The sequence below is a fragment of the Kitasatospora sp. NPDC001095 genome (assembly GCF_053598615.1).
Window position 1 is genome coordinate 1 of sequence record NZ_JBSFKQ010000066.1, and the last position, 26,653, is coordinate 26,653.

25 protein-coding genes are annotated in these 26,653 nt (G+C 75.4%); 12 read left to right on the forward strand and 13 right to left on the reverse strand.

The features are described from left to right. Nucleotides 1–109: 109 nt before the first annotated feature. The 5 genes from pcp to ACWDBB_RS33070 all read right to left on the reverse strand — a co-directional run bounded on the left by pcp (nt 110) and on the right by ACWDBB_RS33070 (nt 5,364). The gene (pcp, locus tag ACWDBB_RS33050) at nt 110–793 is read right to left on the reverse strand and encodes a pyroglutamyl-peptidase I (protein ID WP_449793125.1); all 684 of its coding nucleotides are present in this window, start codon (nt 791–793) and stop codon (nt 110–112) included. 121 nt (nt 794–914) lie between these two features. Beyond that, complete coding sequence (locus tag ACWDBB_RS33055) at nt 915–2,153, reverse strand: alpha-hydroxy-acid oxidizing protein (protein ID WP_449793096.1); 1,239 nt, start codon at nt 2,151–2,153, stop codon at nt 915–917. Between the two features lie 156 nt (nt 2,154–2,309). Then, nucleotides 2,310–3,524, reverse strand: coding sequence for an MFS transporter (locus ACWDBB_RS33060; RefSeq protein WP_449793097.1), 1,215 nt, complete (start codon nt 3,522–3,524; stop codon nt 2,310–2,312). A gap of 84 nt (nt 3,525–3,608) precedes the next feature. Next, on the reverse strand, nt 3,609–4,370 hold the full coding sequence (locus ACWDBB_RS33065) for a MerR family transcriptional regulator (RefSeq protein WP_449793098.1): 762 nt from the start codon (nt 4,368–4,370) through the stop codon (nt 3,609–3,611). 79 nt (nt 4,371–4,449) lie between these two features. After that, entirely contained in the window at nt 4,450–5,364 is a 915-nt protein-coding gene (locus ACWDBB_RS33070) for an alpha/beta fold hydrolase (RefSeq protein ID WP_449793099.1), read from the reverse strand. 126 nt (nt 5,365–5,490) lie between these two features. Between ACWDBB_RS33070 and ACWDBB_RS33075 the strand changes: the two genes are divergently transcribed. Beyond that, nucleotides 5,491–5,997: a hypothetical protein gene (locus ACWDBB_RS33075; RefSeq protein WP_449793100.1), complete on the forward strand. Its 507-nt coding sequence runs from the start codon at nt 5,491–5,493 to the stop codon at nt 5,995–5,997. A gap of 258 nt (nt 5,998–6,255) precedes the next feature. After that, nucleotides 6,256–8,457, forward strand: a complete 2,202-nt coding sequence (locus ACWDBB_RS33080) for a DEAD/DEAH box helicase (RefSeq protein ID WP_449793101.1) — start codon at nt 6,256–6,258, stop codon at nt 8,455–8,457. A gap of 32 nt (nt 8,458–8,489) precedes the next feature. Here the strand turns inward: ACWDBB_RS33080 and ACWDBB_RS33085 are convergent, their stop codons facing one another. Both ACWDBB_RS33085 and ACWDBB_RS33090 read right to left on the reverse strand, forming a co-directional pair. Then, entirely contained in the window at nt 8,490–9,146 is a 657-nt protein-coding gene (locus tag ACWDBB_RS33085) for a response regulator (RefSeq protein ID WP_449793102.1), read from the reverse strand. After that, nucleotides 9,134–10,408, reverse strand: coding sequence for a sensor domain-containing protein (locus ACWDBB_RS33090; protein WP_449793103.1), 1,275 nt, complete (start codon nt 10,406–10,408; stop codon nt 9,134–9,136). The genes ACWDBB_RS33085 and ACWDBB_RS33090 overlap by 13 nt, the downstream gene beginning before the upstream one ends. Before the next feature lie 244 nt (nt 10,409–10,652). Here ACWDBB_RS33090 and ACWDBB_RS33095 point away from each other — a divergent pair, with 244 nt between their 5' ends. Continuing rightward, entirely contained in the window at nt 10,653–11,678 is a 1,026-nt protein-coding gene (locus ACWDBB_RS33095; RefSeq protein ID WP_449793104.1) for a hypothetical protein, read from the forward strand. Nucleotides 11,679–11,822: 144 nt separating this feature from the next. Here ACWDBB_RS33095 and ACWDBB_RS33100 read toward each other — a convergent pair whose 3' ends face one another. The 3 genes from ACWDBB_RS33100 to ACWDBB_RS33110 all read right to left on the reverse strand — a co-directional run bounded on the left by ACWDBB_RS33100 (nt 11,823) and on the right by ACWDBB_RS33110 (nt 14,650). Then, complete coding sequence (locus tag ACWDBB_RS33100) at nt 11,823–12,575, reverse strand: FAD:protein FMN transferase (RefSeq protein ID WP_449793126.1); 753 nt, start codon at nt 12,573–12,575, stop codon at nt 11,823–11,825. A gap of 31 nt (nt 12,576–12,606) precedes the next feature. Next, complete coding sequence (locus ACWDBB_RS33105) at nt 12,607–13,140, reverse strand: FMN-binding protein (RefSeq protein WP_449793105.1); 534 nt, start codon at nt 13,138–13,140, stop codon at nt 12,607–12,609. A gap of 130 nt (nt 13,141–13,270) precedes the next feature. Continuing rightward, entirely contained in the window at nt 13,271–14,650 is a 1,380-nt protein-coding gene (locus ACWDBB_RS33110) for a ferredoxin reductase family protein (RefSeq protein ID WP_449793106.1), read from the reverse strand. A gap of 200 nt (nt 14,651–14,850) precedes the next feature. Between ACWDBB_RS33110 and ACWDBB_RS33115 the strand changes: the two genes are divergently transcribed. The 3 genes from ACWDBB_RS33115 (at nt 14,851) to uppS (ending at nt 19,118) form a co-directional block, all read left to right on the forward strand. Continuing rightward, nucleotides 14,851–15,612, forward strand: coding sequence for a response regulator transcription factor (locus ACWDBB_RS33115; protein ID WP_392923462.1), 762 nt, complete (start codon nt 14,851–14,853; stop codon nt 15,610–15,612). Between the two features lie 56 nt (nt 15,613–15,668). Beyond that, entirely contained in the window at nt 15,669–17,114 is a 1,446-nt protein-coding gene (locus ACWDBB_RS33120; protein ID WP_449793127.1) for a sensor histidine kinase, read from the forward strand. Between the two features lie 135 nt (nt 17,115–17,249). Next, nucleotides 17,250–19,118, forward strand: a complete 1,869-nt coding sequence (gene uppS / locus ACWDBB_RS33125) for a polyprenyl diphosphate synthase (protein ID WP_449793107.1) — start codon at nt 17,250–17,252, stop codon at nt 19,116–19,118. Here the strand turns inward: uppS and ACWDBB_RS33130 are convergent. Next, nucleotides 19,063–19,743 carry a hypothetical protein gene (locus tag ACWDBB_RS33130; RefSeq protein WP_449793108.1) on the reverse strand — a complete coding sequence of 227 codons (681 nt, stop codon included), beginning with the start codon at nt 19,741–19,743 and terminating at the stop codon, nt 19,063–19,065. The two genes, uppS and ACWDBB_RS33130, sit on opposite strands and share 56 nt — an antisense overlap. 485 nt (nt 19,744–20,228) lie before the next feature. On the opposite strand from ACWDBB_RS33130, the gene ACWDBB_RS33135 reads away from it, so the two are divergent. The 3 genes from ACWDBB_RS33135 to ACWDBB_RS33145 are packed head-to-tail and all read left to right on the forward strand — an operon-like array spanning nt 20,229 to nt 22,311. Next, nucleotides 20,229–21,008: a DUF2071 domain-containing protein gene (locus ACWDBB_RS33135; RefSeq protein ID WP_449793109.1), complete on the forward strand. Its 780-nt coding sequence runs from the start codon at nt 20,229–20,231 to the stop codon at nt 21,006–21,008. Further along, entirely contained in the window at nt 21,005–21,901 is an 897-nt protein-coding gene (locus ACWDBB_RS33140; RefSeq protein ID WP_449793110.1) for a class I SAM-dependent methyltransferase, read from the forward strand. The genes ACWDBB_RS33135 and ACWDBB_RS33140 overlap by 4 nt, the downstream gene beginning before the upstream one ends. Then, on the forward strand, nt 21,889–22,311 hold the full coding sequence (locus ACWDBB_RS33145; protein ID WP_449793111.1) for a hypothetical protein: 423 nt from the start codon (nt 21,889–21,891) through the stop codon (nt 22,309–22,311). Before ACWDBB_RS33140 ends, ACWDBB_RS33145 begins: the two co-directional genes overlap by 13 nt. Nucleotides 22,312–22,569: 258 nt before the next feature. On the opposite strand, the gene ACWDBB_RS33150 is transcribed toward ACWDBB_RS33145, so the two are convergent. Continuing rightward, on the reverse strand, nt 22,570–23,334 hold the full coding sequence (locus ACWDBB_RS33150; RefSeq protein WP_449793112.1) for an alpha/beta hydrolase: 765 nt from the start codon (nt 23,332–23,334) through the stop codon (nt 22,570–22,572). A 200-nt stretch (nt 23,335–23,534) separates the two neighbouring features. On the opposite strand from ACWDBB_RS33150, the gene ACWDBB_RS33155 reads away from it, so the two are divergent. Then, nucleotides 23,535–24,344: a membrane protein gene (locus tag ACWDBB_RS33155; RefSeq protein WP_449793113.1), complete on the forward strand. Its 810-nt coding sequence runs from the start codon at nt 23,535–23,537 to the stop codon at nt 24,342–24,344. A gap of 30 nt (nt 24,345–24,374) precedes the next feature. Here ACWDBB_RS33155 and ACWDBB_RS33160 read toward each other — a convergent pair whose 3' ends face one another. Continuing rightward, nucleotides 24,375–24,728, reverse strand: coding sequence for a DUF6401 family natural product biosynthesis protein (locus tag ACWDBB_RS33160; RefSeq protein WP_449793114.1), 354 nt, complete (start codon nt 24,726–24,728; stop codon nt 24,375–24,377). 189 nt (nt 24,729–24,917) lie between these two features. Here ACWDBB_RS33160 and ACWDBB_RS33165 point away from each other — a divergent pair, with 189 nt between their 5' ends. Both ACWDBB_RS33165 and ACWDBB_RS33170 read left to right on the forward strand, forming a co-directional pair. Continuing rightward, nucleotides 24,918–25,844, forward strand: coding sequence for an LLM class F420-dependent oxidoreductase (locus ACWDBB_RS33165; RefSeq protein WP_449793115.1), 927 nt, complete (start codon nt 24,918–24,920; stop codon nt 25,842–25,844). 119 nt (nt 25,845–25,963) lie between these two features. Continuing rightward, the gene (locus ACWDBB_RS33170; protein ID WP_449793116.1) at nt 25,964–26,641 is read left to right on the forward strand and encodes an AAA family ATPase; all 678 of its coding nucleotides are present in this window, start codon (nt 25,964–25,966) and stop codon (nt 26,639–26,641) included. Nucleotides 26,642–26,653: the final 12 nt, after the last annotated feature.

Below are 26,653 nucleotides of genomic sequence, written 5' to 3' on the forward strand. Positions count from 1 at the left end.
GTGGGAGAGTAGGACGCCGCCGAACAATTCTTCTGAAAAGCCCCTGATCCATTCGGATCAGGGGCTTTTCGCATTTCCCGGAAACCGGACTCGACGGGCTCGACGGCAGTCAGCCGCCCCGGCGGGACAGCCAGTTCCGTCGGCGCGGTGCGGCCACCGTGCCGACGGGCGGCGGATGGAGGGCGGCCACGGCGCTGCGGATCAGGATGCGCACCCCCTCGGCCGCTGTCTCCGCCGACATCGAGGCGCTCTTCTCCTGCCCGGATGCCTGGCTCGGCAGGTAGGGCAGGCGTGCGAACCCGCCGCGCAGCGCCGGGCGTTCGGTGGCGATCAGGTGGGCCAGCCCGTAGAAGACGTGATTGCAGAGGTGGGTGCCGGCGGTGTGCGAGAGGGTGGCCGGGATGCCGGCCTGCTGGACCGCCTCCACGCACGCCTTCACGGGCAGCGAGGAGAAGTACGCGGCCGGGCCGGCCGGCACGACCGGCTGGTCGACCGGCTGGTTGCCCTTCCGGTCCGGTCTCCGGACGGCGTCGTCGAGGTTGACCGCCACCCGTTCGACCGTGAGGTCCGGGCGGTTGCCGCCCTGGCCCGTGGCGATGACCAGGTCGGGTTCGAAGCGGGCCACCGCCCGGTGCAGTGCGGTGATCGAGTCGCCGAACACCCAGGGGAGTTCGGCGAACTCCAGGGCCACTCCGGCCGGCGGAGCGGCGGCGACCAGCCGGCCCGCCTCCAGGGACGAGTTCAGGGGATCGCGGCCGAACGGTTCGAAGGCGGTCAGCAGGACTCGGATGATGGCGGACCTCCCGGCCGATGGGAACGTACGGACCCGATTTGTGCCGTTCGAGCGTAGGGCCGTCCCGAATATCCCGGCAAGCCCCGACGGTTTCCGGTGGGCACCGCGACCTGAGGTCGTGTCAGGTACGGCGCAGCGCACCGTCCGCGCGCAGGGAGGCCAGGGTGGGGTAGCCGTCGATGGCCATCAGCAGGTCGGCCTCGGCGAGCAGGGAGCGCAGCACGTGGACGATGCCGTCGGTGCCCTCCAGCGCCAGGCCGTAGGCGTACGGGCGGCCCACGCCGACGGCGGTGGCGCCGAGGGCGAGAGCCTTGACGACGTCGGTGCCCGAGCGGACGCCGGAGTCGAAGAGGACGGGCAGCCCGTCGGCGGCGGCGACCACGTCGGGGAGCAGGTCGAGGGCGGCCAGGCCGCCGTTGGCCTGGCGGCCGCCGTGGTTGGAGCAGTAGATACCGTCGACGCCGCCGTCCCTGGCGCGGCGGACGTCCTCGGGGTGGCAGATGCCCTTGAGGAGGATCGGCAGGTCGGTGAGCGAGCGCAGCCAGGGCAGGTCGTCCCAGGTCAGCGGGTTGCCGAAGACGCCGGCCCACTCCAGGACGGCGGCCTGCGGGTCCTCCTCCGGCGCCTGGGCGAGGCGGGCGCGGAACACCGGATCGGAGGTGTAGTTGGCCAGGCAGTGGCCGCGCAGCTGGGGGAAGTTGGCGGTGGCCAGGTCGCGCGGGCGCCAGCCGGTGACCCAGGTGTCCAGGGTGACGACGATGCCCCGGTAGCCCGCGGCCTCCGCGCGGTGCACCAGGCTCTCGGCCAGCGCCCGGTCGGTGGGGGTGTAGAGCTGGAAGAAGCCGGGGGTGTCGCCGAACTCGGCGGCCACCTGCTCCAGTGGATCGACCGTCAGGGTGGAGGCGACCATCGGCACGCCGGTCCTGGCGGCGGCCCGGGCGGTGGCGAGGTCCCCGTGGCCGTCCTGCGCGCACAGGCCGATCACCCCGATCGGAGCCATGAACAGCGGGGTCGGCAGCCGCAGGCCGAACAGTTCCACCGAGAGGTCCCGGGTGCTCGCGCCGACCATCATCCGCGGCACCAGGCCCCACCGGTCGAAGGCGGCGACGTTCGCGCGCTGGGTGGACTCGTCGCCGGCCCCGCCCGCGACGTAGGAGAGCACCGAGGGCGCCAGGGCCGCGCTCGCCCGCGCCTCCAAGTCGGTGAAGGCCATCGGCATCGTCGGCAGCACACCGCCGAGCCCGCGCAGGTAGATCTCGTGCTGGTAGTCGCCGAACCGCCCGTGGAACGCCGGGGCCGTCCGCTCGCCGCTCCCCGGCGTGCTGCCCCCCTGCTCGCCGCCCACCCGCTCGCTGCCCATCCGCCGGCCGTCCTTCCGTCCGCACCCGCCCGGGACCGTCCCGGCAGGGTGCCGTCAGCCCACCCGCCCACCCCGCAGGACGTGCGGGTGGGCTGACGGCACCCCGGCATTCTCACCACGAACCGCGCCGACGACCAGGGTCGGGGCACGGGCGCGTCACGGCGCCGGCGCGGGACGGACCCGGTGGCCGTACCGCCACACCGCGGCCGAGGCGAGCAGCGCGACCGTCCCGCCGAGGAGCATGACCGTGGTGGGGGAGGAGCGGTCCACCACCACGCCGCCGGTCAGCGCGCCGACCGAGAAGCCGGCCTGGAACACCGAGGTGAACACCACGCCGGCGCCCTCCGGGGCGTGCGGGGCCGCGGCGAGGAACCAGGTGAGCGAGCAGACCGGGACGGCGCCGTACGCCACGCCCCAGAGCGTCAGCAGGACGGCGGCGCCCGGACCGCCGGTGCCCAGCAGCGGCAGCAGCAGGGCCGCGGCGGCGAGCAGGACGGTCGCCGCGCCGAACACCGGCCGCAGTGCCCGGGTCGCGCGGCCGCCGGCCAGGACGTTGCCGAGCAGCCCGGCAGCGCCGTAGACGAGCAGCAGGGTGGTGATCAGTCCGGTGCCGGCGTGGGTGGTACCGGTGAGGAAGGGGGTGACGTACGTGTAGCTGCCGAAGTGGGCCGGCACGATCAGCAGGGTCACCGCGATGCCGGTACGGGTGCCCCGACCGGCCAGCAGTCCGCGCAGCACGCCCAGCCCGGTGGCGGTCAGCGGGGGCAGCGGCGGCAGCGACCGCAGGAGGGCGGCCAGGGCGACCAGGGTCAGCGCGGCCATCGCGAGGAAGGCCGCCCGCCATCCGGCCAGCGAGCCGAGGAACACCCCCGCCGGCACGCCGAGCACCGAGCCGAGCGGCACGGCGGAGAAGATCAGCGTGTTCGCCCGGGCCCGCCGGTGCTCGGGGACGAGGCGCGGCGCGAGTCCGGAGCCGATCGACCAGAACGCCCCGATGACCAGGCCGAGGGCGATCCGGGCGGTCAGCAGCGCCCAGTACGCCGGGGCGAACGCGCTGAGCAGGTCCGCCAGGGTCAGTACCAGCAGCAGCGCGCAGAGCATGGTCCGTCGGTCCGCGCGCCTGGTCGCGACGGTCACCACGGGCGCGGCCACCGCGGCGACGATGCCGGGCAGGGTCATCATCAGCCCGGCCGTGCCGTCGGAGATCCGGAACGTGGCGCCGATCGGGGTCAGCAGGCCGATCGGGAGGATCTCGGTGGTGACGATGGAGAAGACCCCGGTGGTCACGGCGAGGACGGCGAGGGTGCCGCCGTCCCGGGTGTGGGGCTTCGGGACGGGCGGAGCGGAGCGGGGGGTGGTGCCGGTCGGCATGCCGGAGATCCTGTCGACGGGTGGTGGGTCTGTGACCCGAAGTCCACCAGTGCGAGCGGGGGTCGGGCTGGCGTGAATCCGACGTCAACGCTTCCGCGGCGGGGCCGCGTCCCGGCGCTCGTCGGCGAGGCGGCGCTGCTTGGCGCGGTGGGCGAGCGCGCCGAGGATGCGCTGCCAGGTCGGCGAGGCCTCGGCGATCCGGGCGAAGATCACCGCCTGGTTGCCGGGTCGGCTGCTGTCCCGGCCGTGGGCGAGCTCCCAGGCGTCCAGGTCGTCGATCAGCCGGTCCACCCGCGGATCGTCGGGCTCCCAGTCCAGCGACTGGTCGCAGAGCAGGAACAACCGGGTCGTCTCGGGGTCGTCGAAGCTGGCGTTCTTCTCCCGGATGCCCCGGCGCACGGCCTCCGGGTCCAGGACCTGGAGCAGGATCCAGGTGTCGCGTTCGAGCCGCACCGACCGTTCACTGACCCCGAGCGCGCGCATCCGGTCCAGGATGGCGACCACCTCGGGTGGCAGTGCGAGCCGCTCGCCGCTCGCCAGGTCGGCGATCCGGCGGCGGTGCTCGGCGAGTTGCTCGATCCGGCGCTCCAGTTCGGCGTCGAGGTCGGTGACGGCGGCGGCGAACTCCTCCGGCCGCGCGTTCAGCAGGGCCTGGATCCGGGCCAGCGGCACCCCGGCGTCGGCGAGCGTCCTGATCCGGATGAGGTCCACCGCGGCCTGCGCGCTGTACCGGCGGTAGCCGGAGCCGTCGCGTTCGGGCTCGGGCAGCAGTCCGACCTGGTGGTAGTGGCGGACGGTGCGCACGGTCACGCCAGCGGTCGACGCGAGTTGACTGATCGTGAGCACCGTCCGGCTCCGCTTCTGTCGAGGTCGGGGGGTGAGGCCGAGGTCGCGGTGGATGTCGAGGGGGATCGCGGGACGAAGTCTAGGCGCGGCCCGCCCGGTCCACGACGTCGCGGATCGCCTGGACCACGGCATCGGCCCGCTCGAAGACCAGCTGGCTGTGGCCGGTGTCGGAGAGGACGCGCTGCTCGCCGTCGGTGACCGCGCCGACCATGGCCGCGTCCAGTCGGGTCTTGCCGTCGTGAATCGCCCGCAGGGTCTCCTCGGACATCAGCGCCTGCTGGCCGGGGTCGATACCCAGCGGGGTGAGCGCGATCACCGGGACGTCGGGGAGGTCGGGGCCGGCCCGCAGCTCGTCGGCCAGGTCGGCCATCGAGGCGCGCTCGGCGATGCCGGCGTGGATCCAGCGCTCGCTCACGTGGTACGCGGCCACCGCGTCCCGGACGTCCGCCGGGTAGTCCACCAGAAGCTCCTCGCACATCCGCCGGATGGCGGGGAGCGCCTGCCGCAGCTGCTCCTCGGTGGGCGACAACCGGACGCTGGCGGCCAGGCCCGCCTCGGCGGGCACGAAGTCGTCCCAGTCCCGGTGGAAGGCGTCCAGCCAGACCAACCCGGCGACGTCCTGCGGGTACAGCTGGGCGAACCCGTGGGCGTAGGCGCCGCCGAGCGAGTGCGCGACCAGCACGTACGGGCCGGGCACGCCCTCGGCGCGCAGCAGTTCCCGCAGTTCGGCGGCGACCTCGGCGGCGGTGCGGGGCAGCGGGACCTCGTCGCTGTAGCCGGTTCCGCCGCGGTCGTACACGACGGCGGTGGTGAACTGCGAGACGCCTTGCTGGACCCCGAAGTAGTCCAGGCCGATCGCGCTCGCGCCGGGCAGGAAGACGACGGCGGGCCCGCCGCTGCCCTGGCGGTGCACGTAGAGGTGGCGGCCGTCGATCTCCTGGAAGCCGCCGACCGGGGGGTGGAGCGGGGTGGTGGAAGTGCTCTCGTTCTTCATGCGGCAAGCCTCCAACCCTGACGTAGCGTCAAGGTCAAGCCGTCCCTGGCGGCACCCGGCGGTGGCGGTTCCCGCCGGGCGTCAGCCGGTGCCGTCCTGGCCGCCGGCGGCGTGATCGCCGCGCTGATGACCTGGGTGTGGTGGACGGACATCGTGCACGGCCCGGTCGCCTTCGACCCGCCGTTCCAGGCCCTCACCTACCCGGCGCTCGGCCTCGCCCCGGTCGCCTGGTCCCTGTTCGCGCTGGCCCTCGGCGTCCTCGTCGGCCAACTCGTCCGCCGCACCGTGCCGGCGATGCTCCTCACCGGCGCCCTCGTCGCCGTCGCCCACGGCCTCGTCCTCTGGGCCCGCCCCTTCCTCTACCCGGCCGTGGACCGGGTGGCCGACCTGCGCACCACCCAACCCACCAACTCCTGGCTCCTCGACCGCGGCGTCGTCCTCCCCGACGGCACCCGCGTCAGCACCAGCGCCTGCAGCTTCCACTTCAGCACCGACTGCGACGGCGCCTCCGCCTCCTGGCTCCGCTACCACCCGGCCGACCACCTCGTCCCTATCCAACTCGTCGAAGCCGGCATCCTCCTGACCCTCACCGCACTCCTCCTGCTCACCGTCTTCCGCCGCATCCGCACGTAGGGCCTGCCTCTTGGATCCTTGCCGGGTGCCCGGCGCTCCCCCAGCCTCCGGCCGGGAGGTGCCCCACCTCCGCCTTGCGATGCACGCACCCCGACGCCGCGCCCTGATCCGACAGAATCCAAGAGACAGGCCCTGAGCCCCCACCGTCGGCCCGGTCGAGCGGAGAGACACCAACCACGGCCGGGGCCCGATCCACCGCATCGGGCCCTGGCCGCGGCGCGTTGCGGCCCCGGACGGCTGCGGGTGGCGGGTGGGAGCATGGTGCTCCTGGGTGCGTGGAGCGGACGGAGCGGGCGGTTGGGGGAGCGGCGGCGGGTCGGGGTGGTGCTGGCCGAGGCGGAGGGCTTGCGGGCGGCGGCCGGGGCGGTGGTGGCGGATCACCGGGAGGCCGTGGAGCAGGTGCGGCCGGCGTACGCCGCGATCCGGGACCGGATGGTGGGGGAGGAGTTGGGGGCCATCCCGGTCGCGCGGCTGCGGGACGTGACCGAGGGGCGGCTGCGGGTCGGGGCGCTGGAGGCGGCCGGGCTGGGGACGGTGCGGCAGGTGCTGGAGGCCTCCGGCTACACCCTCCGGCTGATCCCCGGCGTCGGGGCGCAGACGGCGGCGCAGGCGCGGGCCGCGGCCGGGCAGCTCGCCCGGGCGGTCGAGCAGACGGTGGCGGTGCGGCTGGACGTCGAACGGCAGGACCCGCTGAGCACCGCCTTGGTGGTCGCGCTCCAGCGGCTGGTGGCCGCCGGGCCGGAGGCGAGGCGGGCCCGGGAGACCGCGGAGCGGGTCCAGGCCGAGGTGGAGCCGCTGGTGGCGGCCGCGCGGCCGGCCCGGGGCGTGCTGCGCGGGCTGTTCGCCGGCCGGGAGCGGCGGGCGCAGGCGCGGGCGGCGGTCGAGCGGCTGGAGAAGCTGCTGGTCGGGTACCGGGCGCAGGAGGTCCCGGTGCTGCTCGCCCAGGCCTCGGTCGACCTGCTGCGACCGCCGCTCGACCCGATCGAGGCGTGGACGGACTTCGAGCTCCGCTCGGCCGACTACTACGGCGTGCTCGGCGGGATCGTCGAGGAGGCTGGGGTCGAACCCGCCGCCGCCGAGGGGTTCCTGCCGGAGGAGCTGTCGGACCGGGTGCGGGCCGAGCCGCTGGACGACGCCCACTGCCGGGTCTCGCTGCGCGGCTACCAGGCGTTCGGGGCGCGGTTCGCGCTCGCCCAGCGACGGGTGATCATCGGGGACGAGATGGGCCTCGGCAAGACGGTGCAGGCGATCGCCGTACTGGCGCACCTGCGGGCCCGGGGGAGCACCCACTTCCTGGTGGTCTGCCCGGCCGGCGTCCTGGTCAACTGGATCCGGGAGGTCGAGTCCCGCAGCACCCTGAGGGCGTTGCGGGTGCACGGCCCGGAGCGGGAGGCGGCGCTCGCCGAGTGGCTGCGGGACGGCGGGGTCGCGGTGCTGACCTTCGACGGGCTGCGCCGCCTGGAGGCGGCGGAGGTCGCGGAGGCGGTCACCGTCGGGATGGTCGTGGTGGACGAGGCGCACTTCGTCAAGAACCCCGCCGCGCAGCGCTCCCGGGCGGTGGCCGCCTGGGCGGAGCGGGTGGAGCGGGTGCTGTTCCTCACCGGGACGCCGATGGAGAACCGGGTGGAGGAGTTCCGCACCCTGGTGCGGTACCTGCGGCCCGAGCTTGTGCCGCTGGTCGAGCAGGGTTCGGCGGCCGCCGGGCCGGCGGCCTTCCGCAGGGCGGTCGCCCCGGCGTACCTGCGCCGCAACCAGCAGGACGTGCTCACCGAGCTGCCCGAGGTGGTGCACGTGGACGAGTGGGAGGAGTTCTCGCCCGCCGACCTCGCCGCCTACCGATCGGCCGTCGCGGCGGGCAACTTCCCGGCGATGCGCCGGGCCGGGTACGCGGACCCGGCGGAGTCGGCCAAGCTGAGGCGGCTGCGGGAGATCGTCCGGGAGGCGGCGGACAGCGGGCTGAAGGTGGTGGTCTTCTCGTACTTCCGGGACGTCCTGGCGGCCGTCCGAGCCGCCCTGGGGCAGCGGACGTTCGGGCCGATCGACGGCTCGCTGGGCGCGGTGCGGCGGCAGGAGACGGTGGACGGGTTCAGCGCCGCGCCCGGGCACGCGGTGCTGCTCTGCCAGATCCAGGCCGGCGGCGTGGGGTTGAACATCCAGGCGGCCTCGGTGGTGATCCTCTGCGAGCCGCAGGTCAAGCCGACGCTGGAGGACCAGGCGGTGGCGCGCTCACGCCGGATGGGGCAGGTCCGCCGGGTGCGGGTGCACCGGCTGCTGGCGGTGGACAGCGTCGACCAGCGGATGCTGGACCTGCTGCGGGCGAAGGACCGGCTGTTCGACGACTACGCGCGGCGCAGCGAGGTGGCGGAGTCGACACCGGAGGCGGTGGACGTGTCGGAGCCGTCGCTGGCGGCGCTGATCGTCGAGGAGGAGCAGCTGCGGCTGGCGGCTGCCCACGGATGACCGGCGGCGTCCCACGGACGAGCGGATGGCGGTCAGCCGTCCGCGAGCGCGCGCAGGTAGGTGAGGACGGCGCGTACCCGGCGGTGGCCGGTGTCGGGGGTGGGCATGCCGAGCTTGCCGAAGATGGCGCCGATGTGCTTGTTCACCGAGCTCTCGGCGAGGAAGAGGAGCCGGGCGATGGTCGGGTTGTTGTGCCCCTCGGCCATCAGGGCGAGCACCTCGCGCTCGCGCGGGGTGAGCGCGGCCAGCGGGTCGGGTCCTGGGCGGTGGGCCATCAGCTGGGAGATGACCTGCGGGTCCATCGCGGTGCCGCCCTCGGAGACGCGCCCCAGTGCCTGGAGGAACTCCTCGGCCCGGCCGACCCGGTCCTTGAGCAGGTAGCCGACGCCGGTGGCGCTCTCGGCGAGCAGCTCGGCGGCGTAGGCGCGTTCGACGTACTGGGAGAGGATCAGGACGGGCAGCTCGGGCAGTCGGCGGCGGGCCTCGACGGCGGCGCGCAGGCCCTCGTCGCGGAAGTCCGGTGGCAGCCGGACGTCGAGCACGGAGACGTCGGGGCGGTGGTCGAGCAGGGCGGGCAGCAGGTCGTCGCCGTGCTCCACGGTCGCGCACACCTCGTGCCCCTCGCTGCGCAGCAGCAGGACCAGGCCCTCGCGGAGCAGGGCGTTGTCCTCGGCGATCAGGATCCGCACGGGATCTCCACTTCCAGGATGGTCGGGCCCCCGGGCGGGCTGGACAGGCGGGTGGTGCCGTCGAACGCGGCGACCCTGCGGCGCAGGCCCGCCAGCCCGCTGCCGGCGCCCTCGACGGCGCCGCCCCGGCCGTCGTCCTCGACCCGGACGGCGATCGTGGCGGCGGTGATCCGCAGCCGGACCAGGGCGCTGCGGGCGCCGCTGTGCCGGGCGACGTTGGCGAGCGCCTCGGAGGCCACGAAGTAGGCCGCGGCCTCGGCGGCGGCCGGTGCGCGCGGCGGCGGGTCGGCGGAGGACGGGGAGGGAGGGGAAGGCGGGGAGGACGGGGCGGGTGGCGAGGGCGGGGTGTCGGGATGCTCCCCGATGTCCAGCTCGACCCGGGTGGGTACGGCGCAGCGGTCGGCGAGCGACCGTACGGCCTCGGCCAGGCCCCGGTCGGCGAGCAGCGGCGGGTGGATGCCGCGCACCAGGGCGCGCAGTGACTCCAGGGCCTGCTCGGCGACGAGTTGGGTGGAGTCCACCAACGCGGCCGCCTGCTCGGGACGTTGGTCGAGCGCGCGGCGGATCATGCCGAGCCGGAGCGAGACCGCCACCAGGTTGGCCTGGGCGCCGTCGTGCAAGTCCCGTTCGATCCGGCGCAGTTCGGCGGCGTGGGTGTCCAGCGCCTCGGACCGGCTGGTGGTCAGCTCCTGGACTCGCCGGGCCAGCGAGGTGCGGGGCCGGGCGACCAGCAGCCGACGGGAGCTCCGGGCGTGCAGGTCGGCGGCCGGCGGCAGCACGGCCACGGCGACCGCTGCGTAGCCGACCCCGCCGACCGCCGCCAGGAGGGCCACCGGCCAGGAGTCGACGGTCAGCAGGATGACGGCGTCGCGCTCGCCCGGCAGGAGCCGCCACCACACCGGCGCCGTCAGCCAGTTGAACGCATGGCTGCACAGGGTGAGGGCGGCGCCCGCCAGGACCGTCCCGGCGGTGGCGTGGGCGAGCAGCCACAGCAGGTCCTGGCGTACGGCCGGATCGCGTACGGACGCGCGGTCGCCGTACGGGGTGCGCGGCCGTTCGCCGCCCAGCCGGCGGTAGACCAGCCGCCGGTGGAACTCGGCGCAGTGGCGCAGCAGTCGCAGGGCCGGTGGGAGGAACGGCAGGCCGAGGCCGACCAGGCAGAGGGCGAGGAGGACGAGCAGCAGGCAGAGTCCGGCCAGGGCGGCCAGGCCAGTGCCGAGACAGAGGAGGAGATAGCCGGCGGCGGCGGGGAAGCGACGCACGGAGGACCGGGCGGCGGAGCGGACGGTCGACCGGACCGTGGACGCGTCAACCCTGGGCGCCCGCACGACTGTTCAGTGCCTCCGAGTCTCCGGGGCTCCGAGCTGACTTTCCGATCACCCTAACACCGGCTCCGGAAGCGGCCGTCGGAACCGGCCCCGGAACCGGCCGCCGGCCGCGGCCCTTCCCCCGGCGGCGAGGGCGCCTCCACAATGGGGCGGTCGATCACGGACGGAGGGGGCCGACGTGGAGTGGCTGCTGGGGATCGGTGGGGCCCTGCTGCTCGGGGTGCTGACCAACCTGGTGTACGACTTCGCCAAGTTCGGCGGCTCGCGGCTCGGCTCCCGGGTACCGGCGCCGCGGGTGCGGCGGGCGAGCCTGACGGCAGCGGCCCGGGCGCACGACCTGCGGGCGGACGGGCTGGCGCCGCTGATCACCTGGTCGGCGGCCCGGCCGCTGACGCCGGGCACGCTGGTGACGGCGCACCGCGGGCGGATCGAGCGCCCGCACGTGCTGGACGCGGTCGGCTGGGCCGACGAGGTGGCGCGGCAGCGGGCGGCCGGAGCCGCGGGCCGGACGGCGTACGTTTCGCGGCTGACGGTCGATCACGGCGAGCACGGCGGTGCGCGGGTCTGCGAGGTGGACATCGCGGAGAGCGACTACGCGGAGTGCATGGCCACCACCCGGCTGGGCCGGGAGGAGCCGGAGGTGGCCCGGCTGCTGCGCGAGGCGCTGGACGAGGGCCTGACGAGCTTCGTGGCCGTCGCGCCGCCCACGATGGTCAGCGCCTGCGTCGCGGTGCGGGACCGGCTGGGCCGGCTGCTGCTGCTCCGCCGCTCGCTGGCGGTCAACACCTTCCCGGCGCAGTGGACGGTCGGAATCAACGAAACGATGAAGTACCGCGACGAGCCGGGCGCCGCCGAGGACTTCTACGGGCTGGTCCGTCGGGCGCTGGAGGAGGAACTGGGACTGCTGCCGGAGGACGTCGGGCCGACCGTGATCACCTGGCTCGGCTGGAGCGAGCCGGCCTCCTGCTACACCCTGGTGGCCACCGTCCGGTCCCGGCTGGAGGCGGCCGAGATCGACCGCCGCCGCGAGGCCTGCCACAGCACCTTCGAGCACGACATGGCCGTCTGGGTGCCGTTCACCCGCCGTACGGTCTCCGAGCTGGTCGAGGGCGGCACCTGCCCGGACGGCTCCCGGCGCTGGTCGTACCTCGCGCCGCTGGTGGCCTGGGAGGCCTGGCGGGCGGCGCAGCAGGAGCGGGCGTAGGCACGGAGCGGGCGTGGGCACGGAGCGGGCGTGGGCACGGAGCGGGCGTGGACCGAACGCGGGGAACGGTGGTTCCCGAGAACGACCGTTCCGCCTGAGGAACGGTCGTTCCGCCATGACACGCACCGCACGGACGGGCCCCGGTCAGCCGACAACGGTCCGCCAGTCCGCCGGACCACTCGCCGGGAGGTGTCCGGGCAGGCCCGGGGTCCAGCGCTTGGTGCCGTCCGGCAGCACGGCCAGCGCCTCGACGCCGGGTCGGCGGGCGGCCCAGGTGAGGGCACGGTCCGGACCCATGGCGAAGGCGGCGGTGGCCCAGGCATCGGTGCGGGCGATGCCGGTGCCGGGGGCACCGACCAGGGTGAGCGAGAGCAGGCCTTCGGCGGGGCGTCCGGTGTGCGGGTCGAGGATGTGGGCGCCGCGCTCGGCGGTGCCGGAGGTGGCCACGGCCAGGTCGTGGCCGGCCAGGACGGCGGCCAGCAAGCCCGGCTGCCGGGGGTCGGCGATGCCGATCCGCCACGGCCCGCCGGCGGTCTGCACGTCCCCGCCGCCGCTGACGCAGTACTGCCGGGCGCCGGAGGAGCGCAGCAGGGCGGCCGCCTGCTCGACCGCCCAGCCCTTGACCCAGCCGCTGGGGTCGAGCCGGCCTCCCGGCCGCCCGGTGAAGTACCCGTCGGTCTCGGCGGCCACCTCGCGGCAGGCGGCCAGGACGGCGCGGACTTCCGGGTCGCAGTGCGCCGGGGTGAGTTCGCCCCGGTCGAGGCGGCTGATGTCGCTGTCCGGCCGGTACGTCGAGAACACCGCGTCGATCCGGTGCAACCGCTCGGCGATCCGCTCCAGCACGGCCGGGGTACCGGGGCCCGGGTCGCGCACGGTGATCGAGAAGACGGTGCCCATCACGGGCTCGGCGTGGCTCAGCACGGGCGCCTCAGCCCTTGGCCCGGTCGAGGGCGCTCTGCAGCGAGCGGACGTAGCCGTCGCTGGTGTAGGTGGCGCCGCTGACCACGTCGATCCGGGCGCTCTGGGCGGCTATCGCCTCCTGGTTGAGGATCGGCAGCGCGGAGCCGTTGATCTCCAGGTCGCGCCGTTCGGCGGTCGGGTACTTGACCACGTCGACGGCGGTGATCCGGCTGCCCGCCAGGGTGACCTGGACCTGTACCGGGCCGTACCGGGTGTTGACGGTGTTGCCGCTGACCTTCCGGGTGGCGCCCGAGCCCGACCCCGATCCCGAGCCCGAACCCGACCCCGAGGCGGGTGCGGAGGCGGACGCGGAGGCGGAGGCGGAGGCGGACGGGCCGGGGGAATCGGCCGTGCCCGACGGATCCGAGACGTCGGACCCGGCCCCCTGGGCGGCCCCCGATCCGATCACCGGGGCGGGCCCGGGAGCCTGGTGCGGTTTGAGGGACAGCAGCAGCACCACCCCGGCCGCGGTGGCGGCACTGGTGACGACGGCTCGGCGCATGGAATCAACGCTCCTCGGGTGCTCAGGTTCATGCTCGGGTGTTCGGCAAGAGGCGCTTGGTAAGAGGCGCTCGGTAAGAGGCGCTCGGCAAGAGGCTCTTGGCAACGGCCGCTCGGAAGACCGAACGGGCTCAGAAGGAGAAGCTCTCGTGGTGGATGCGCCCCGGCCGCACCCCCGCCGCCCGCAGCGCGCGGACGGCCTCCTCGGTCAGGGCATCCGGGCCGCACAGGTAGACCTCGTGCTCGGCGAGGTCCGGGACCAGCCGGGCCAGCGCGGCCCCGAGGTCGCCGACCCGCTCGCGCGGGCCGACCAGCTCGTGCACCGTCGCGCCGCGCCGCCGGGCGACGTCGGCCAGCTCCGCCCGGAACAGTACGTCCTGCGGCCGCCGGGCCCGCTGGACCAGCGTCAGCTCGCCCGGCAGGGTCTCGAACAGGGCACGCAGCGGGGTGATCCCCACCCCGGCGCCGAGCAGCAGCACCCGGCGCTGCCGCAGCCGCCGCCCGGTGAACGCCCCGTACGGGCCCTCGGCGCGCACCCTGGTCCCCGGGCGCAGGGCGGCGACCGCTGCGCTGTGCCCGCCGAGGTCCTTGACCGTGAAGCGCAGGAAGTGCGGGTGCGCCGGCGCGGACAGCGAGTACGGGTTGGCGGCCCAGCGCAGCCCGGGCGCCTGGAACTGGAGCCGGAAGAACTGGCCCGGCTCGGCACGCAGTTCGTCCAGCCGCCGGCCGCTCAGGAACAGCGACACCACGCCGGGGCCCTCCGGCCGTACCTCGGCGACCGTCAGGCCGTGCCGCCGGTCGAGCAGCCACGGCCGCAGCAGCCGGAACCAGCCGACCAGCGCCGCCGTACCGAAGTAGAGCGCGTACCAGGCGGCCTGGCCGGGGCCGCCGGCGAGGTCGGCGCCGGTGGCCAGCTGGTGGGAGAAGGCGAGCGCCACCGCGAGGTAGGTCGCCAGGTGCAGGTAGTACCAGGCCTCGTACGGGAGGCGGCGGCGCGCGATCCGGGCGGAGACCGCGCCGGTGCCGAGCAGCAGCAGGGTGCCCAGGGTCGCCTTGATCATCTCGGGGTAGTGGAAGACGAGCTCCACCCCCTCGTCGACCAGGCCGCGCCCGTCGGTCAGCGCGTAGCCCCAGACGACCGTCAGCACGTGCGCCGAGACCAGGGCCACCATCCAGCGCCCGCCGAAGGCGTGCCAGCGCGCCAGCCGGTCCGCACCGACCCCGCGCTCCACCGGCGGCAGCCGCGCCATCAGCAGGAGCAGCACGGGCGCGGCGTAGCCGGCCAGCAGCCCGGTGATCCGGCCCGCGCCGGTCAGCCAGCCGTCCGCGCCGACCACCGCCGGCGTGCCCTTCCACCACAGCGCGAGCACGCCGAGCCCGCCCACGGCGATCAGACCGAGCACGGCGCGCGGGTCGAGGGCGAACAGCGGACGCGGCGCCGCCCGGTGGCCCCGGCGGTCGGGGGCCGGCCGGGGCCCGGGCCGCGGCTTCGGCGCGGCGGCAGTGGTCATCGGGAACCTCCTCAGGGCCCGGCGGCGGGTGCCGCCGAGGCCGACCACGATCGCACCGCAAGCTCTGAGTAGGCTCTGAACCGGCCCGCCCGCGAAGCCCGCCCGCGTGGGCATCGGCGCAGGTCAGAGCAAGGTGCGAAGGCTGCCGGACCGATGCGGAGGTCTCACCGGTTTCTCATCGGGACCGGCCAGGATGAACCATGCGCAGCACCGACCCGAGGAGCCCTGTGGACCCGAGGAGCCCCGTGGACGAGACCGTCGACCGCCCCGACTGGCGGGTCCTGGTCGTCGACGACGAACCGGACCTGGTGGAGGTGGTCAGCGGCGCCGTCCGCTACGAGGGCTGGCAGGCGCGCGGCGCGACCACCGGCCTGGCCGCCGTCGAGGCCGCCGCCGCCTGGCGGCCGCACGCCGTGGTGCTCGACGTGATGCTGCCCGACCTCGACGGCCTGGAGGTGCTGCGCCGCATCCACGCCGAGCAGCCCGAGGTGCGGGTGCTCTTCCTCACCGCCCGGGACGCCGTCGAGGAGCGGATCGCCGGCATCGCGGCCGGCGGCGACGACTACGTGACCAAGCCGTTCAGCCTGGCCGAGGTGGTGGTCCGGCTGCGCGGCCTGCTGCGCCGGGCCGCCCCGCCCGCCGCGGCCGGGCAGCCGCCGCCGCACGCGCTGGTGCTCGGCGACCTCGTTCTGGACGACCGGGCCCGCGAGGTCACCCGGGGTGGGGAGACGGTCGAGCTCAGCCCGACCGAGTACGCGCTGCTCGCCCACCTGATGCGCCATCCGCGGCAGGTGCTCAGCAAGGCGCAGATCCTGGACGCCGTCTGGTCGTACGACTTCGGCGGGCAGGCGCACATCGTCGAGCTGTACATCAGCTACCTGCGCAAGAAGGTGGACGCGGGCCGCAGTCCGATGATCCACACGGTGCGCGGCGCGGGGTACCTGATCAAGGCCGCGACGTGACGACCGTACGGGCCGGTGCCGAACAGGACCGCGCCGTACGGCCGGCGTCCCGCACCCTGCGTTCCGCGCTGGCGCCCCGCACCCTGCGTGCCCGGCTGATCGCCGGTCTGCTGGTGCTGCTCGTCGCCACCTGCGCCGCCGTCGGCCTCGCCACCACCGCCGCGCTGCGCCACTTCCTGGTCGACCGCCTGGACCAGCAACTCGCCGAGTCCGGCGGCCGCTACGCCGCGAGCCTGGAGCACACCGGCCACGGCGCCGGCCCCGACACCCGGGCCCAGACCCCCGGCACCCTCGGCGTGCGGCTGCTGGACGGCCGGGTCAGCGCCGCGGGCGTGGTCGACGGGGACGCCGACGACGTGGACGACCCCGGCGACGAGGACGACCGGGTCACCTTCACCCCCGACCGGCAGCACGCGCTGGCCGCCCTGCCCGTCAACGGCCCGGCCCGCACCCTCGACCTCGGCGGAGCCCTGGGCCACTACCGGGTCCGCGCGGTCGCCGGACGGGACGGCGACGTGCTGGTCAGCGGCCTGCCACTGCGCCCGGCCGAGGAGACCGTCGAGCGGCTGGCCACCCTGGAACTCACCGTCTTCGCGATCTCCGTCGCCGCCGCCGGCGCGGCCGGGGCCGCCTGGGTCGGCTTCTCGCTGCGCCCCCTGCGACGGGTGGTCGGCATGGCCGAGCGGGTCAGCGCGCTGCCGCTCGCCCGCGGCGAGGTGCTGCTCGCCGAACGCGTGCCCGATGACGACCCGCGCACCGAGGTCGGCCGGGTCGGCGCCTCGCTCAACCGGATGCTCGGCCACGTCGGCGACGCGCTGGCCCGCCGCCACGCGGTGGAGGAGCGGCTGCGCGGCTTCGCCGCCGACGCCAGCCACGAGCTGCGCACCCCGGTCGCGGCGGTCCGCGGCCACGCCGAGCTGGCACTGCGCCACCCCGGGCCGGTGCCGGCGGAGGTGCGGCACTCGCTGGAGCGGATCGACGCCGAGGCGCTGCGGATGGGGGCGATCGTCGAAGACCTGCTGCTGCTCGCCCGGCTGGACGCAGGCCGCCCACTGGCCGAGGAGGAGGTGGACCTGACCCGGATCGCCCTCGACGCGGTGGCCGACGCCCGCGCCGCCGGGCCGGACCACCGCTGGCGGCTCGCCCTGCCCGAGGACCCGGTGGTGGTGCGCGGGGACGGGCACCGGCTGAGCCAGGTGGTGGCCAACCTGCTGGCCAACGCCCGGACCCACACCCCGCCCGGCAGCGAGGTCCGGCTGCGCATGGAACGGTCGGACGGGCAGGTCGAGTTGAGCGTCACTGACGACGGTCCGGGGATCGCGCCGGAGCTGGCCGAGCGGGTCTTCGAGCGCTTCGTCCGGGGCGACCGGGCCCGCTCCCGCGCCACCGGCTCCACCGGGCTCGGACTGGCGATCGTCCGGGCCGTGGTCCGGGCGCACGGCGGCACGGTGGAGGTGGCGAGCCGGCCGGGGCACACGGCGTTCACCGTACGGCTGCCGTGACGGTTGCCGCTGCGGTTGCTGTCGCTGTTGCCGTCGCCGTGTACGACGGCGGTGACGCCACCGATCCGCCCTCGTCTCGTTGACCAGACGGCGCACGGTGTCGGCGGAGGCGGAGACGGAGACGGGGGAACGGGCATGGCGGGGAGCGGGTCGGCGGCGGTGGACAGGTCGCCGGAGCTGGCGGAGTCGTACCGGGTCTGCGAGCGGGAGGTGGCCGGCCACCTGGCCTCACTGCGGGCCATCAGCGACGCGCTGCCGCCCGAGGTGCGGCCGTACTTCCACGCCCTCAACGCCTTCGCCTCCCGCGCCGACCGGATCGCCGACGACGCCCGGTCGCACCCTGACCACGGCGACGCCCACACCGACCGGGCAGCCGCCCAAGCCGCCCACACCCACCGGGCAGCCGCCGACCCCGCCGAGCGCCGGCGCCGGTTCGCCCGCTGGCGGGCCGACACCCTGGCCGAGCTGGCGGCCGGCCGCAGTGCGCACCCGCTGCGCCGGGCCTTCGTGGACACCGTGCGGCACTGGGAGCTGGACCGGGCGCTGGTCGAGGAGTTCCTGGACGCCACCGGGGCCGACGGTGCCCGCCCGCCCGCCTTCGAGACCCACCAGGACCAGCGCCGCCACCTTCGCGGCGTCGCGGGGACGATCACCGAGCTGTGGGCCCCGCTGCTGGGGGCGCGGGGCCCGCGGGCGACGGGTGCGCTGTCCGCGCTGGGGGAGGCCTGCCAGCTGGCGGACATCCTGGAGGACCTCCCGCTCGACCTCGCGGCCGGCCGCTGCTACCTGCCGCGGGAGGACCTGCGCCGGCTCGGCCTGACCACCGCCGACCTCGGCCGGAGCGACCGCCGGGACGACTGCCGCGGTGAGCGCCTCAGCGACCGCCGGGACGACCGCCGGGACGACCGCCGGGACGACCGGAGGGCCGCCCTGGACGAGCTGGTGGAGAGCCAACAGGCCCGGATGCACCGCCTGTTGCAGAAGGCCCTGCCCGCCACCTGGCTCGTCGCCCCCGCCTGCCGCCCGTTCCTGCAGACCGTGCTGCTCGGCGCCCAGCTCCAGTACGACGAAGTGACCCTGGTGGGTTCACGCGTCCTGATCGACGGCCTCACCCCACTGAGCCCCGACGGCAGCACGCCCCACCGCCGCACCCGGTCCGTGCCCGCCGAGGGCGCGCCCGCCCACGTCGCCGTGATCATGGACGGCAACCGCCGGTGGGCCGAGGCCCGGCGGCTGCCCGCCCGGTACGGCCACCAGGCCGGGCAGCGGGCCGCACTGCGCCTGGTCAACGCGGCGCTGCGGCTGGGCGTCCGCCACCTGAGCCTGTACGCGTTCTCCACCGAGAACTGGGACCGCCCGCCGGAGGAGCTGACCGCCCTGTTCGACTCGCTGGCCGACGGCCTCGCCCGCAGCGCGGAGGGCCTGCACGCGCTCGGCGTGCGGATCCGCTGGTGCGGCCGGCGGGATCGGGTGGACGAGTCGATGGCCTCCTCGATCGCGCTGGTGGAGAGCCTGACGTCCAACAACGGCACGCTGACCCTGACGGTCTGCGTGGACTACGGCGGACGCGAGGAACTGGCCGCCGCGGCACGGGGCCTGGCCGCCGAGGCGGTGGCCGGCGGGATCCGTCCGGAGGAGATCGGCCCGGCCGACCTCGCTCGGCACCTGTACCTCCCGGACCTCCCGGACGTCGACCTGCTGATCCGCACCTCCGGGGAGCAGCGGATCAGCAACTTCCTGCCCTGGCACCTCGCCTACGCCGAGCTGCTGTTCGATTCCACGCCGTGGCCCGACTACGACCTCGCCCGGCTGCGCGAGGCCGTCCGCGCCTACGCGGCCCGCGAGCGCCGCTTCGGCGGCGGCGTGCCCGCCCAGTCCCGGAAACCCGGGAATCCCCGGAATCCCCGGAAAGCCCAGGAGTCCGCGGAACCCCGCGGCGACCGGCCCGCTACGGCTGCTGCTCCTTCACGGCCGGGGGAGGGGTGTACACCCCCTGCGCCGTGACGTACGCCAGCACCGTGTCCACGGTGACCGGGTGCGCGCCGAAGTTCGCGGTGTACGCGTCCACCGCCTCCTGGGTGGGGCGCAGCGGGACCCCGCTGAGCCGGACCTGCATCGGATGCCCGGCCGGCACCGGCTGGGCCGTCAGCTTGCCCTCCGCCAGGCCGCAGCGGAAGGCCGAGCGGTGCCCCATCTCCGCGCCGCCGACCTCGCACCGGCCGGAGCCCAGACCGTCCTGGATCGCGCCGGCCAGGTTGACCACCCGGTAGTCGCCCTTGGAGGTGCGCACGGAGACCCCGCCGTCCAGCGCCCCGTCGCCGCGCGCCTTGGGCGGGTTCGCGAGGGACGGGTCGCCCTGGGCCGAGCGGATCGGCAGGTGGACGGCCGGGCCCCGGTCGTCCAGCACCATGCGGGCCGGGGCGACGACGTCCACCATCGCGTGGAAGCGGTCCAGTTGGGCCTGTGCCTCCGCGGTCCAGCGGACCTCCACCCAGCCGTCGGTGAGCGTGCCCAGTTTCCCGGCGCGGTCGGTGCCGCCGTCAACGGCACCGGCCGCCGTCCCGGTGAGCCAGCCCAGTAGCGGGCCGGCCAGTGCCGCGCCCAGCATCGAGCGCCGCGTCGTGCTCATCGTCCCGATCCGTCCTTCCCGGGCCGCCCAGTACGGACCCGGGACCGATCATCCGTCCACCGACCGTCCCGGAGCGGGGCCCGGAGGGTGAAACCACCCGTGTGGGGGGAGCGGGGAGCGGCCCCGAGTGGTTCGCCCGGGAGCGGGAGCCCCCCGGGACCGCTGCCCGCCGGGTGTCCGCTCCGGCAACCGGGCACCCCGTCCGCGAGCCGTCGGACTGCCCGGTCGGGGCCGTCCGGCGGCCGGCCGCCGGACGGCCCCGACCCGGAGGGCGGCCCGGCCCCGGGGACGACCCGGCCTGACCTCGCCTCCGCCACCCCTGCCACCACCCCTGCCACCACCCCTCCACCCCAACTTGAACACGTTCAAAGTCGTGCGCCATGATGAGGGAGCGCGAGAACACCCCCGCCGCGGCCTGCGGCGAAGGGCGGTCCCGTGCTGCCAAGTCACGCTCCGAATCCCCGCACCAGACCACGGAGTCGACCGTGCGACACCTGCTGCAACGCCACCCCTTCGCGATGCGCACCCACTTCGCGCACTCGCTCGTCCTCACCTACGCCCTGCCGCCCCACCTGCTCGCCCCGCTGGTGCCGCCCGGCCTCGCCCTCGACACCTACACCGACCCCGACGGCACCGAGCACGGCTTCGTCGCCGCCGCCGTCGTGGACACCCGGGCACTGCGCCCCGCCGCGCTGCCCGCCCGCCTCGGCCGGGACTTCATCCTGACCGGCTACCGCGTCTTCACCCGCTTCCCGACCCCCGGCGGCCGCACCATGCGCGGCCTGCGCATCCTGCGCTCCGACACCGACAGCCGGATGATGACGCTCGGGGGCAACGCCTTCTCCCGCTACCACTACCGGCACGCCCGGATCGGCACCCGGGTGGTCGACGGCACCCTGGAGTTCAAGGTGCTCAGCGGCGACGGCCACGCGGACCTGCACGTGCGCGCCGACCTCGGCAGCGCCCCCGCCGCCCTCCCCCCGGGCAGCCCCTTCGCGGACGCCCGCGCCGCGCGCCGCTTCGCCGGACCGCTGCCCTACACCTTCGAGTACGAGCCGCAGACCCGCTCGATGATCGTGGTCAAGGCCACCCGCGCCCACTGGGACCCGGCCCCGGTGGCGGTCGAGGTGTCCCGACTCACCTTCTTCGACCACGGCCCGCTGGCCGGCAGCCGGCCGGTGCTCGCGAACGCCTTCCACGTCGCCGGCCTCGACTACGGCTGGCACGCCGGAGAGCGCCGCACCCTGACCGGAGCCGCCCGATGACCACCCCCGTCCCGGCCGGCTCCCGCCCGGACGACCGACGTCCGGACGACCGGCGCCCCAGCAGCCGACGCCCGTACGGCCCCGGCCGGTTCGCCGCCTGCCAGGCCGCCCTCTGCCCGTCCACCGCCGGGCTCGCCGGCCCGCGCCCGTCCGGGGTGCGCGAAGTGGTCCGCTACAACTGGCCGATGTACGCGGCCGGAGCGCTCACCGTCGCCGCCGCCGGCGCGCTGGCCCGCCGGCTGCCCGGCCCCGCCGCCGCCCTCGCCCGGTCGGCCGCCGTCACCGCCGCCGGGTACCTCGCCGTCAGCACCCTCGCCACCTGGTGCGTCTACGACCGCTCCGAACTCCACCGCTACGACTGGCTGCCCGCCCTGCTGCCCGACGGCCCCGGCGACCACCTGGTGGTCAGCACCGGCCTGGACGAGGCCAGCCGGCCGATCGCCGAGCGCCACCCCACCGCCCGCAGGCGGGTCGCCGACCTGTACGACCCGGCGCTGACGTCGAGCGGCTCGATCCGCCGCGCCCGCCGCCACGCCCCGCCCGCCCCCGGCGGCATCCCGGCCCGTCCGGGCGCCCTGCCCGCCGGCACCGGCGAACTGGACACCGTGTTCGCCGTCTTCGCCGCCCACGAACTGCGCCGGCCCGCCGACCGCACCGCCCTGTTCACCGAGGCCGCCCGCACCCTGCGCCCCGGCGGCACCCTGCTGCTGGTCGAGCACCTGCGGGACGCGGCCAACACCGCCGTCTACGGCCCCGGCGCCTGGCACTTCCTGCCCCGCGCCACCTGGCTCCGCCACGCCGCCGAGGCGGGCCTGCGCCTGGCCGCCGAACGCCGGATCGCCGGCCTGGTCACCGCCTTCACCTTCCGGAAGCCCGCACCGTGCCCGAACTGATCACCCTGGAAGCCCAGTTGCGCCTGGTCGGCGCCGCCCTCGTGACCATCGGCCTGGTCCACGCGGTGCTGCCCCGCGCCATCGACTGGCCCGCCGACCTGTCCGGCACCACCCTGCTGACCCGCCAGGTCTCCTACGCCCACGTCTTCTTCATCGGCCTCGCCTGCGCCCTGCTCGGCCTGCTCCCGCTCTGCCTGGCCCCCGACCTGCTCGCCGGCGGCCGGCTCGGCGCCGCCCTGCTGGCCGGCCAGACCCTCTTCTGGGGCACCCGCTGGCTCTTCGAGTTCGTCTACTTCTCCCCCCGGTTGTGGCGCGGCGACCGCCTGCGCACCGCCGCCCACCTCGCCCTTTCCGTCCTCTGGACCTGGGTCACGGCCGTCTTCGTCGCCGCCCTCTGGCACGCCCTCTAGGAAACCCCTGCCCCGTCACGCCCCGAGGTGGCGCAGCACCGCCGGCACCCGCCGGTGGCCGTCCACGTCCACCGGCAGGTCCGGCTCGGCGAAGGTGTCGCCGATGTGCTTGTTCACCGCAGCGTTGCTGATGGGCTGATGAACGGCTCCGCCGCGAGCACGGTGGTGGAACGGCCCTGGGCCGTCAGCGCCGGCGCCTCCCGCTCGTGGCGCTCGCTGCGTCGGACCTGAGGGCACGGTGCCGGGGCGGTCGCCCCGTCAGGGGCTCGCCGGGTGGGCCGGGGTGCGGCGGGGCTGGGGCGGGAGGGGGAGGGTGAGGGCCTCGCGGGAGGCGGGCGGGAGCGCGAGGGCGGAGGCGGTCTCGGCGGGGAGGGGGCGCAGGCCGAGCAGGGCGGTGGTGAGGCGGGTGGTGGCGCGGTGCCAGTCGGGGATGCGCTGGAGCATGGCGTGGCCGCTGCCGGTGACGGTGTAGCCGCAGACCCGGGCGCCCGCGGCGCGGCTGCGGGCGGCGAAGGCGTGGGTGTCGGCGGGCGCGGTGACGGTGTCGCGGTCGCCGTGCAGCATCAGCACGTCCCGGCCGGCGAGCTGGTCGCACGGGTCCTCGGCCGGGCACCATGGGGCGAGGGCGATCAGGCCGGTGACGGACGGGTGCCCGCCGGCCTGGAGCGCGGCGCGCCCGCCCATCGAGTGGCCGACCAGCACCGTCGGCACCGGCCCGAGCACCGCGGCCAGTTCGTCGAGCGCGGCGGTGGCGTCCCGCGCGGCGTCGGCCCGTTCGCCGTTCCAGCCGCGGTGGCGGTAGCGGACGGTCCCGATGGCGACGCCGGCGTCTGCGGTCGCCCGGGTGAGGCCGCGCAGGAAGCCGTGCATCCGCACCAGCGGGAGGTTGAGGCGCCCGGGCGGGGCGAAGTTGCGCTCCTCGCCGCCGTGCAGCACCAGGACGGCCGCCCGGGCCGTCGCCGGCCGGACCCGCCAGTGCAGCGCCCGGTGGCCCGCCGCGCGCTCCGTCGTCGTACCGCTCACTGCCGCACCGTCCCGTCCGTCCCGCCCCGTGGCCCGTCCCCCGGACCGCCACTGTACGCGGGCCGACGGCCGGACGGTTCACCCGAGGGAAGCATCCCGGACACCGGGCGCGAGCGGCCGGAGCGGGCGCCTGCTATCCACGAAGGTGGGGGGGCCGGCAGCGCCCACTCGTGGCGCCGTGTCACCGAGTGGAGGACTCCGTGGCTCAGCAGCTCGCTCTGTCCGTCGACTTCGGGTCGGGCTTCACCGAGGCCTGGTCCAAGATCGCCAAGTTCATTCCGCAGTTCATCGCTTTCCTGGCGATCCTCGTCATCGGCTGGATCGTGGCCAAGATGATCGCCAAGCTCCTCGACCGGGTGATGCGCAGGCTCGGCTCGGAACGGGTCGCGGAGCGGTCGGGGATGGCCGCCCACCTGTTCCGCTCCAGGTACGACATGACCGGCATCGTCTGCAAGGTCGTCTACTACATCGTCCTGCTGATGGCCCTGCAGTTGGCGTTCGGGGTCTTCGGCCCGAACCCGATCAGCGTGATGATCCACAGCATCGTCGCCTGGCTGCCCAGGGCCATCGTCGCCGTCGTGATCGTGGTGGTCGCGATGGCCATCGCCAACGGCGTGCGCGACATCGTGCGCAGCTCGCTGTCCGGTACCTCGTACGGCAAGGTGGTCGCCACCACGGTCTGGGCGTTCATCGTCGGCCTCGGTGTGATCGCCGCGCTGGGCCAGGTCGGGATCGCCACGGCGATCACCACCCCGGTGCTGATCGCCGTGCTCGCCACCATCACCGGCATCCTGGTGGTCGGCTTCGGCGGCGGCCTGATCCTGCCGATGCGCCAGCGCTGGGAGCGGTGGCTGGACGGCGCCGAGCGGGAGACCGCCCGGCTGCGCGGCAGCGCCTACCAGGCCGGCCGCTCCGACGCGCTGTCCAACCAGCCGATCCGGCCGACCACCCAGACCGGCCCGGGCACCCCACCCGCGCCGGGCATCGAGGGCGACCAGAACCCCGGGTAGTGCGGGCTCGCGGGCAGGGCCTGCCGGGGTTCAGACCTCCAGGAGGCCCTGCTCCCGCACCAGCCAGCAGATCGCGGTGAGCCGGAGCACGGCGTAGTCGTGGCCGACCGGCTCCCGCCAGCCGATCTCGGCGAGCGCGTCCACGAAGCCCAGCGCGTAGTCCGACAACTCCTCACGGTCCAGGGGCAGGGGCGCGAGCTCCGGCCCCTGCGCGTACAGCAGCTCCCGCAGCATCGCCACGTGCTGGTCGACCGCCGCGACGAAGCCGGGCTCGAAGGCGAACTCGGCCAGCCGCGGCGAGAAGGCCGTCACGATGCCGGGCAGCGGACAGCCGGCCGGTTCGTCGGGGGAGCGCCGGAAGGAATCGTCGGAGGTGGCGAACATCCGTCCACGGTAGGCGAGCCCCGGAGCGGGAACGGACGGCCGTGACGGTTCCGTGCTGAGACCTTGGCCACCCCGGGCACATCCTGTCCCTGCTCCCCGCCCGCGCCCGTCGGGACGGGCCGGATACGTTCCGTGGCCCGCCGGATCCGCTCTGCCGATCACCGGGGGCTCCGTACCAGAATGGCCGGCATGGATCTCCGCGTCTTCACCGAACCCCAGCAGGGTGCGAGCTACGACACCCTCCTCAAGGTCGCCCGCACCGCCGAGGAGCTCGGTGCCTTCAGCGCCTTCTTCCGCTCCGACCACTACCTGAAGATGGGCGACGTCGACGGCCTGCCCGGGCCCACCGACGCCTGGATCACCCTGGCCGGGCTCGCCCGCGACACCCGCACCATCCGCCTGGGCACCCTGATGACCGCCGCCACCTTCCGGTTGCCGGGCGTCACCGCGATCCAGGTCGCCCAGGTGGACGCGATGAGCGGCGGCCGGGTCGAGTTCGGCCTCGGCGCCGGCTGGTACGAGGCGGAGCACACCGCGTACGGCATCCCCTTCCCGAAGGAGAAGCTCGGGCGCCTGGAGGAGCAGCTGGCGATCATCACCGGCCTGTGGCGCACCAAGCTCGGCGACACCTTCGACTTCGCCGGCGAGTACTACACACTGACCGACTCGCCGGCGCTGCCCAAGCCCGCCCAGGACCACGTTCCGGTGCTGGTCGGCGGCCACGGCCCCAAGCGGACCCCGGCCCTGGCCGCCCGCTTCGCCGACGAGTTCAACCTGCCGTTCGCCTCGGTGGAGGACACCGCCGCCCAGTTCGGCCGGGTCCGTGCCGCAGCCGAGGAGGCCGGGCGCCCGGCCGGCGACCTCGTCTACTCCGCCGCCCTGGTGGCCTGCGTCGGCCGCGACGACGCCGAGGTCGCCCGCCGGGCCGCGGCGATCGGCCGTGATGTCGAGGAGCTCAAGGAGAACGGCCTGGCCGGCACCCCGGACGAGGTGGTCGAGAAGCTCGGCCGGTACGCGGCCATCGGCTGCGAGCGGGTCTACCTCCAGATCCTCGACCTGGACGACCTCGACCACCTGGAGCTGATCGCCGCCCGGATCGCCCCGCAGCTGGGCTGATCCCCACCGCCCGGCCCGGACACCGCCCGGCCGGCCGTACCCGCGCCGACCTCCGCCCTTTACTCGTTCTTGGGGATGCGCCATGCTCCTAGGAGCGGGGAACGGCGGGGGGAGACCGGGTGAGCGGGACGAGAACGGTGCGGACGGCGGCGGCGCCGAGGGTGCCGCCGCCGCGCAGCACCGACGAGCGGGTGGTCCTGCCCCCGTCGCACGGCCCGTACGAGCCGCCCGTCCGGCACGAGCTGCGCGGGCCGGGACCGGCGGCCCTGCGCTACCCCGCCGGGGACCTGCTGGTCGTCACCGGCCTGCCCGGCAGCGGCAAGAGCACCCTGATGCGCCGCTGCGTGCGTGCCCCGCTGATCGACTCCCAGCTGGTCCGCGAGGAGTACGCGGCCCGGCTGCCGGCCCGCCTGCCGTACGCGCTCTACCGCCCGCTGGCCCGGCTCGCCCACTACCGGCGGCTGCGCCGGGCCGTGCTGGACGGCGGGCCGCTCGCGGTGCACGACTGCGGCACCCAGCCGTGGGTGCGGGCCTGGCTGGTCCGCGCCGCCGCCCGGCAGGGCCGCCGGGTGCACCTGCTGCTTCTCGACGCCGATCCGGCCGAGGCGCTGGACGGACAGCGGCGACGCGCCCGCGGCGTCTCGCGTTACGCCTTCGCCCGGAACCGGGCCGCCATCGCCCGGCTGCGCCACCTGATCCTGGGGGCCGGACGGCTGCCGGCAGGCTGTGCGTCGGCCGTGGTACTCGACCGGGCCGCCGCGCGCGCCCTGCGGGAGATCGACTTCACCGCGTCGTAGTCTCGGCGAGTC

Excerpts from the sequence above, each read along its gene's own strand:
- ACWDBB_RS33140 (WP_449793110.1), top strand. The coding sequence starts at position 21,005 with ATGACCACCCCCGTCCCGGCCGGCTCCCGCCCGGACGACCGACGTCCG.
- ACWDBB_RS33080 (WP_449793101.1), top strand. The coding sequence starts at position 6,256 with ATGGTGCTCCTGGGTGCGTGGAGCGGACGGAGCGGGCGGTTGGGGGAG.
- ACWDBB_RS33160 (WP_449793114.1), bottom strand. The coding sequence starts at position 24,728 with ATGTTCGCCACCTCCGACGATTCCTTCCGGCGCTCCCCCGACGAACCG.
- ACWDBB_RS33055 (WP_449793096.1), bottom strand. The coding sequence starts at position 2,153 with ATGGGCAGCGAGCGGGTGGGCGGCGAGCAGGGGGGCAGCACGCCGGGG.
- ACWDBB_RS33115 (WP_392923462.1), top strand. The coding sequence starts at position 14,851 with ATGCGCAGCACCGACCCGAGGAGCCCTGTGGACCCGAGGAGCCCCGTG.
- ACWDBB_RS33060 (WP_449793097.1), bottom strand. The coding sequence starts at position 3,524 with ATGCCGACCGGCACCACCCCCCGCTCCGCTCCGCCCGTCCCGAAGCCC.
- uppS (WP_449793107.1), top strand. The coding sequence starts at position 17,250 with ATGGCGGGGAGCGGGTCGGCGGCGGTGGACAGGTCGCCGGAGCTGGCG.
- ACWDBB_RS33070 (WP_449793099.1), bottom strand. The coding sequence starts at position 5,364 with ATGAAGAACGAGAGCACTTCCACCACCCCGCTCCACCCCCCGGTCGGC.
- ACWDBB_RS33105 (WP_449793105.1), bottom strand. The coding sequence starts at position 13,140 with ATGCGCCGAGCCGTCGTCACCAGTGCCGCCACCGCGGCCGGGGTGGTG.
- ACWDBB_RS33130 (WP_449793108.1), bottom strand. The coding sequence starts at position 19,743 with ATGAGCACGACGCGGCGCTCGATGCTGGGCGCGGCACTGGCCGGCCCG.
- ACWDBB_RS33100 (WP_449793126.1), bottom strand. The coding sequence starts at position 12,575 with ATGGGCACCGTCTTCTCGATCACCGTGCGCGACCCGGGCCCCGGTACC.
- ACWDBB_RS33075 (WP_449793100.1), top strand. The coding sequence starts at position 5,491 with ATGACCTGGGTGTGGTGGACGGACATCGTGCACGGCCCGGTCGCCTTC.
- ACWDBB_RS33110 (WP_449793106.1), bottom strand. The coding sequence starts at position 14,650 with ATGACCACTGCCGCCGCGCCGAAGCCGCGGCCCGGGCCCCGGCCGGCC.
- ACWDBB_RS33165 (WP_449793115.1), top strand. The coding sequence starts at position 24,918 with ATGGATCTCCGCGTCTTCACCGAACCCCAGCAGGGTGCGAGCTACGAC.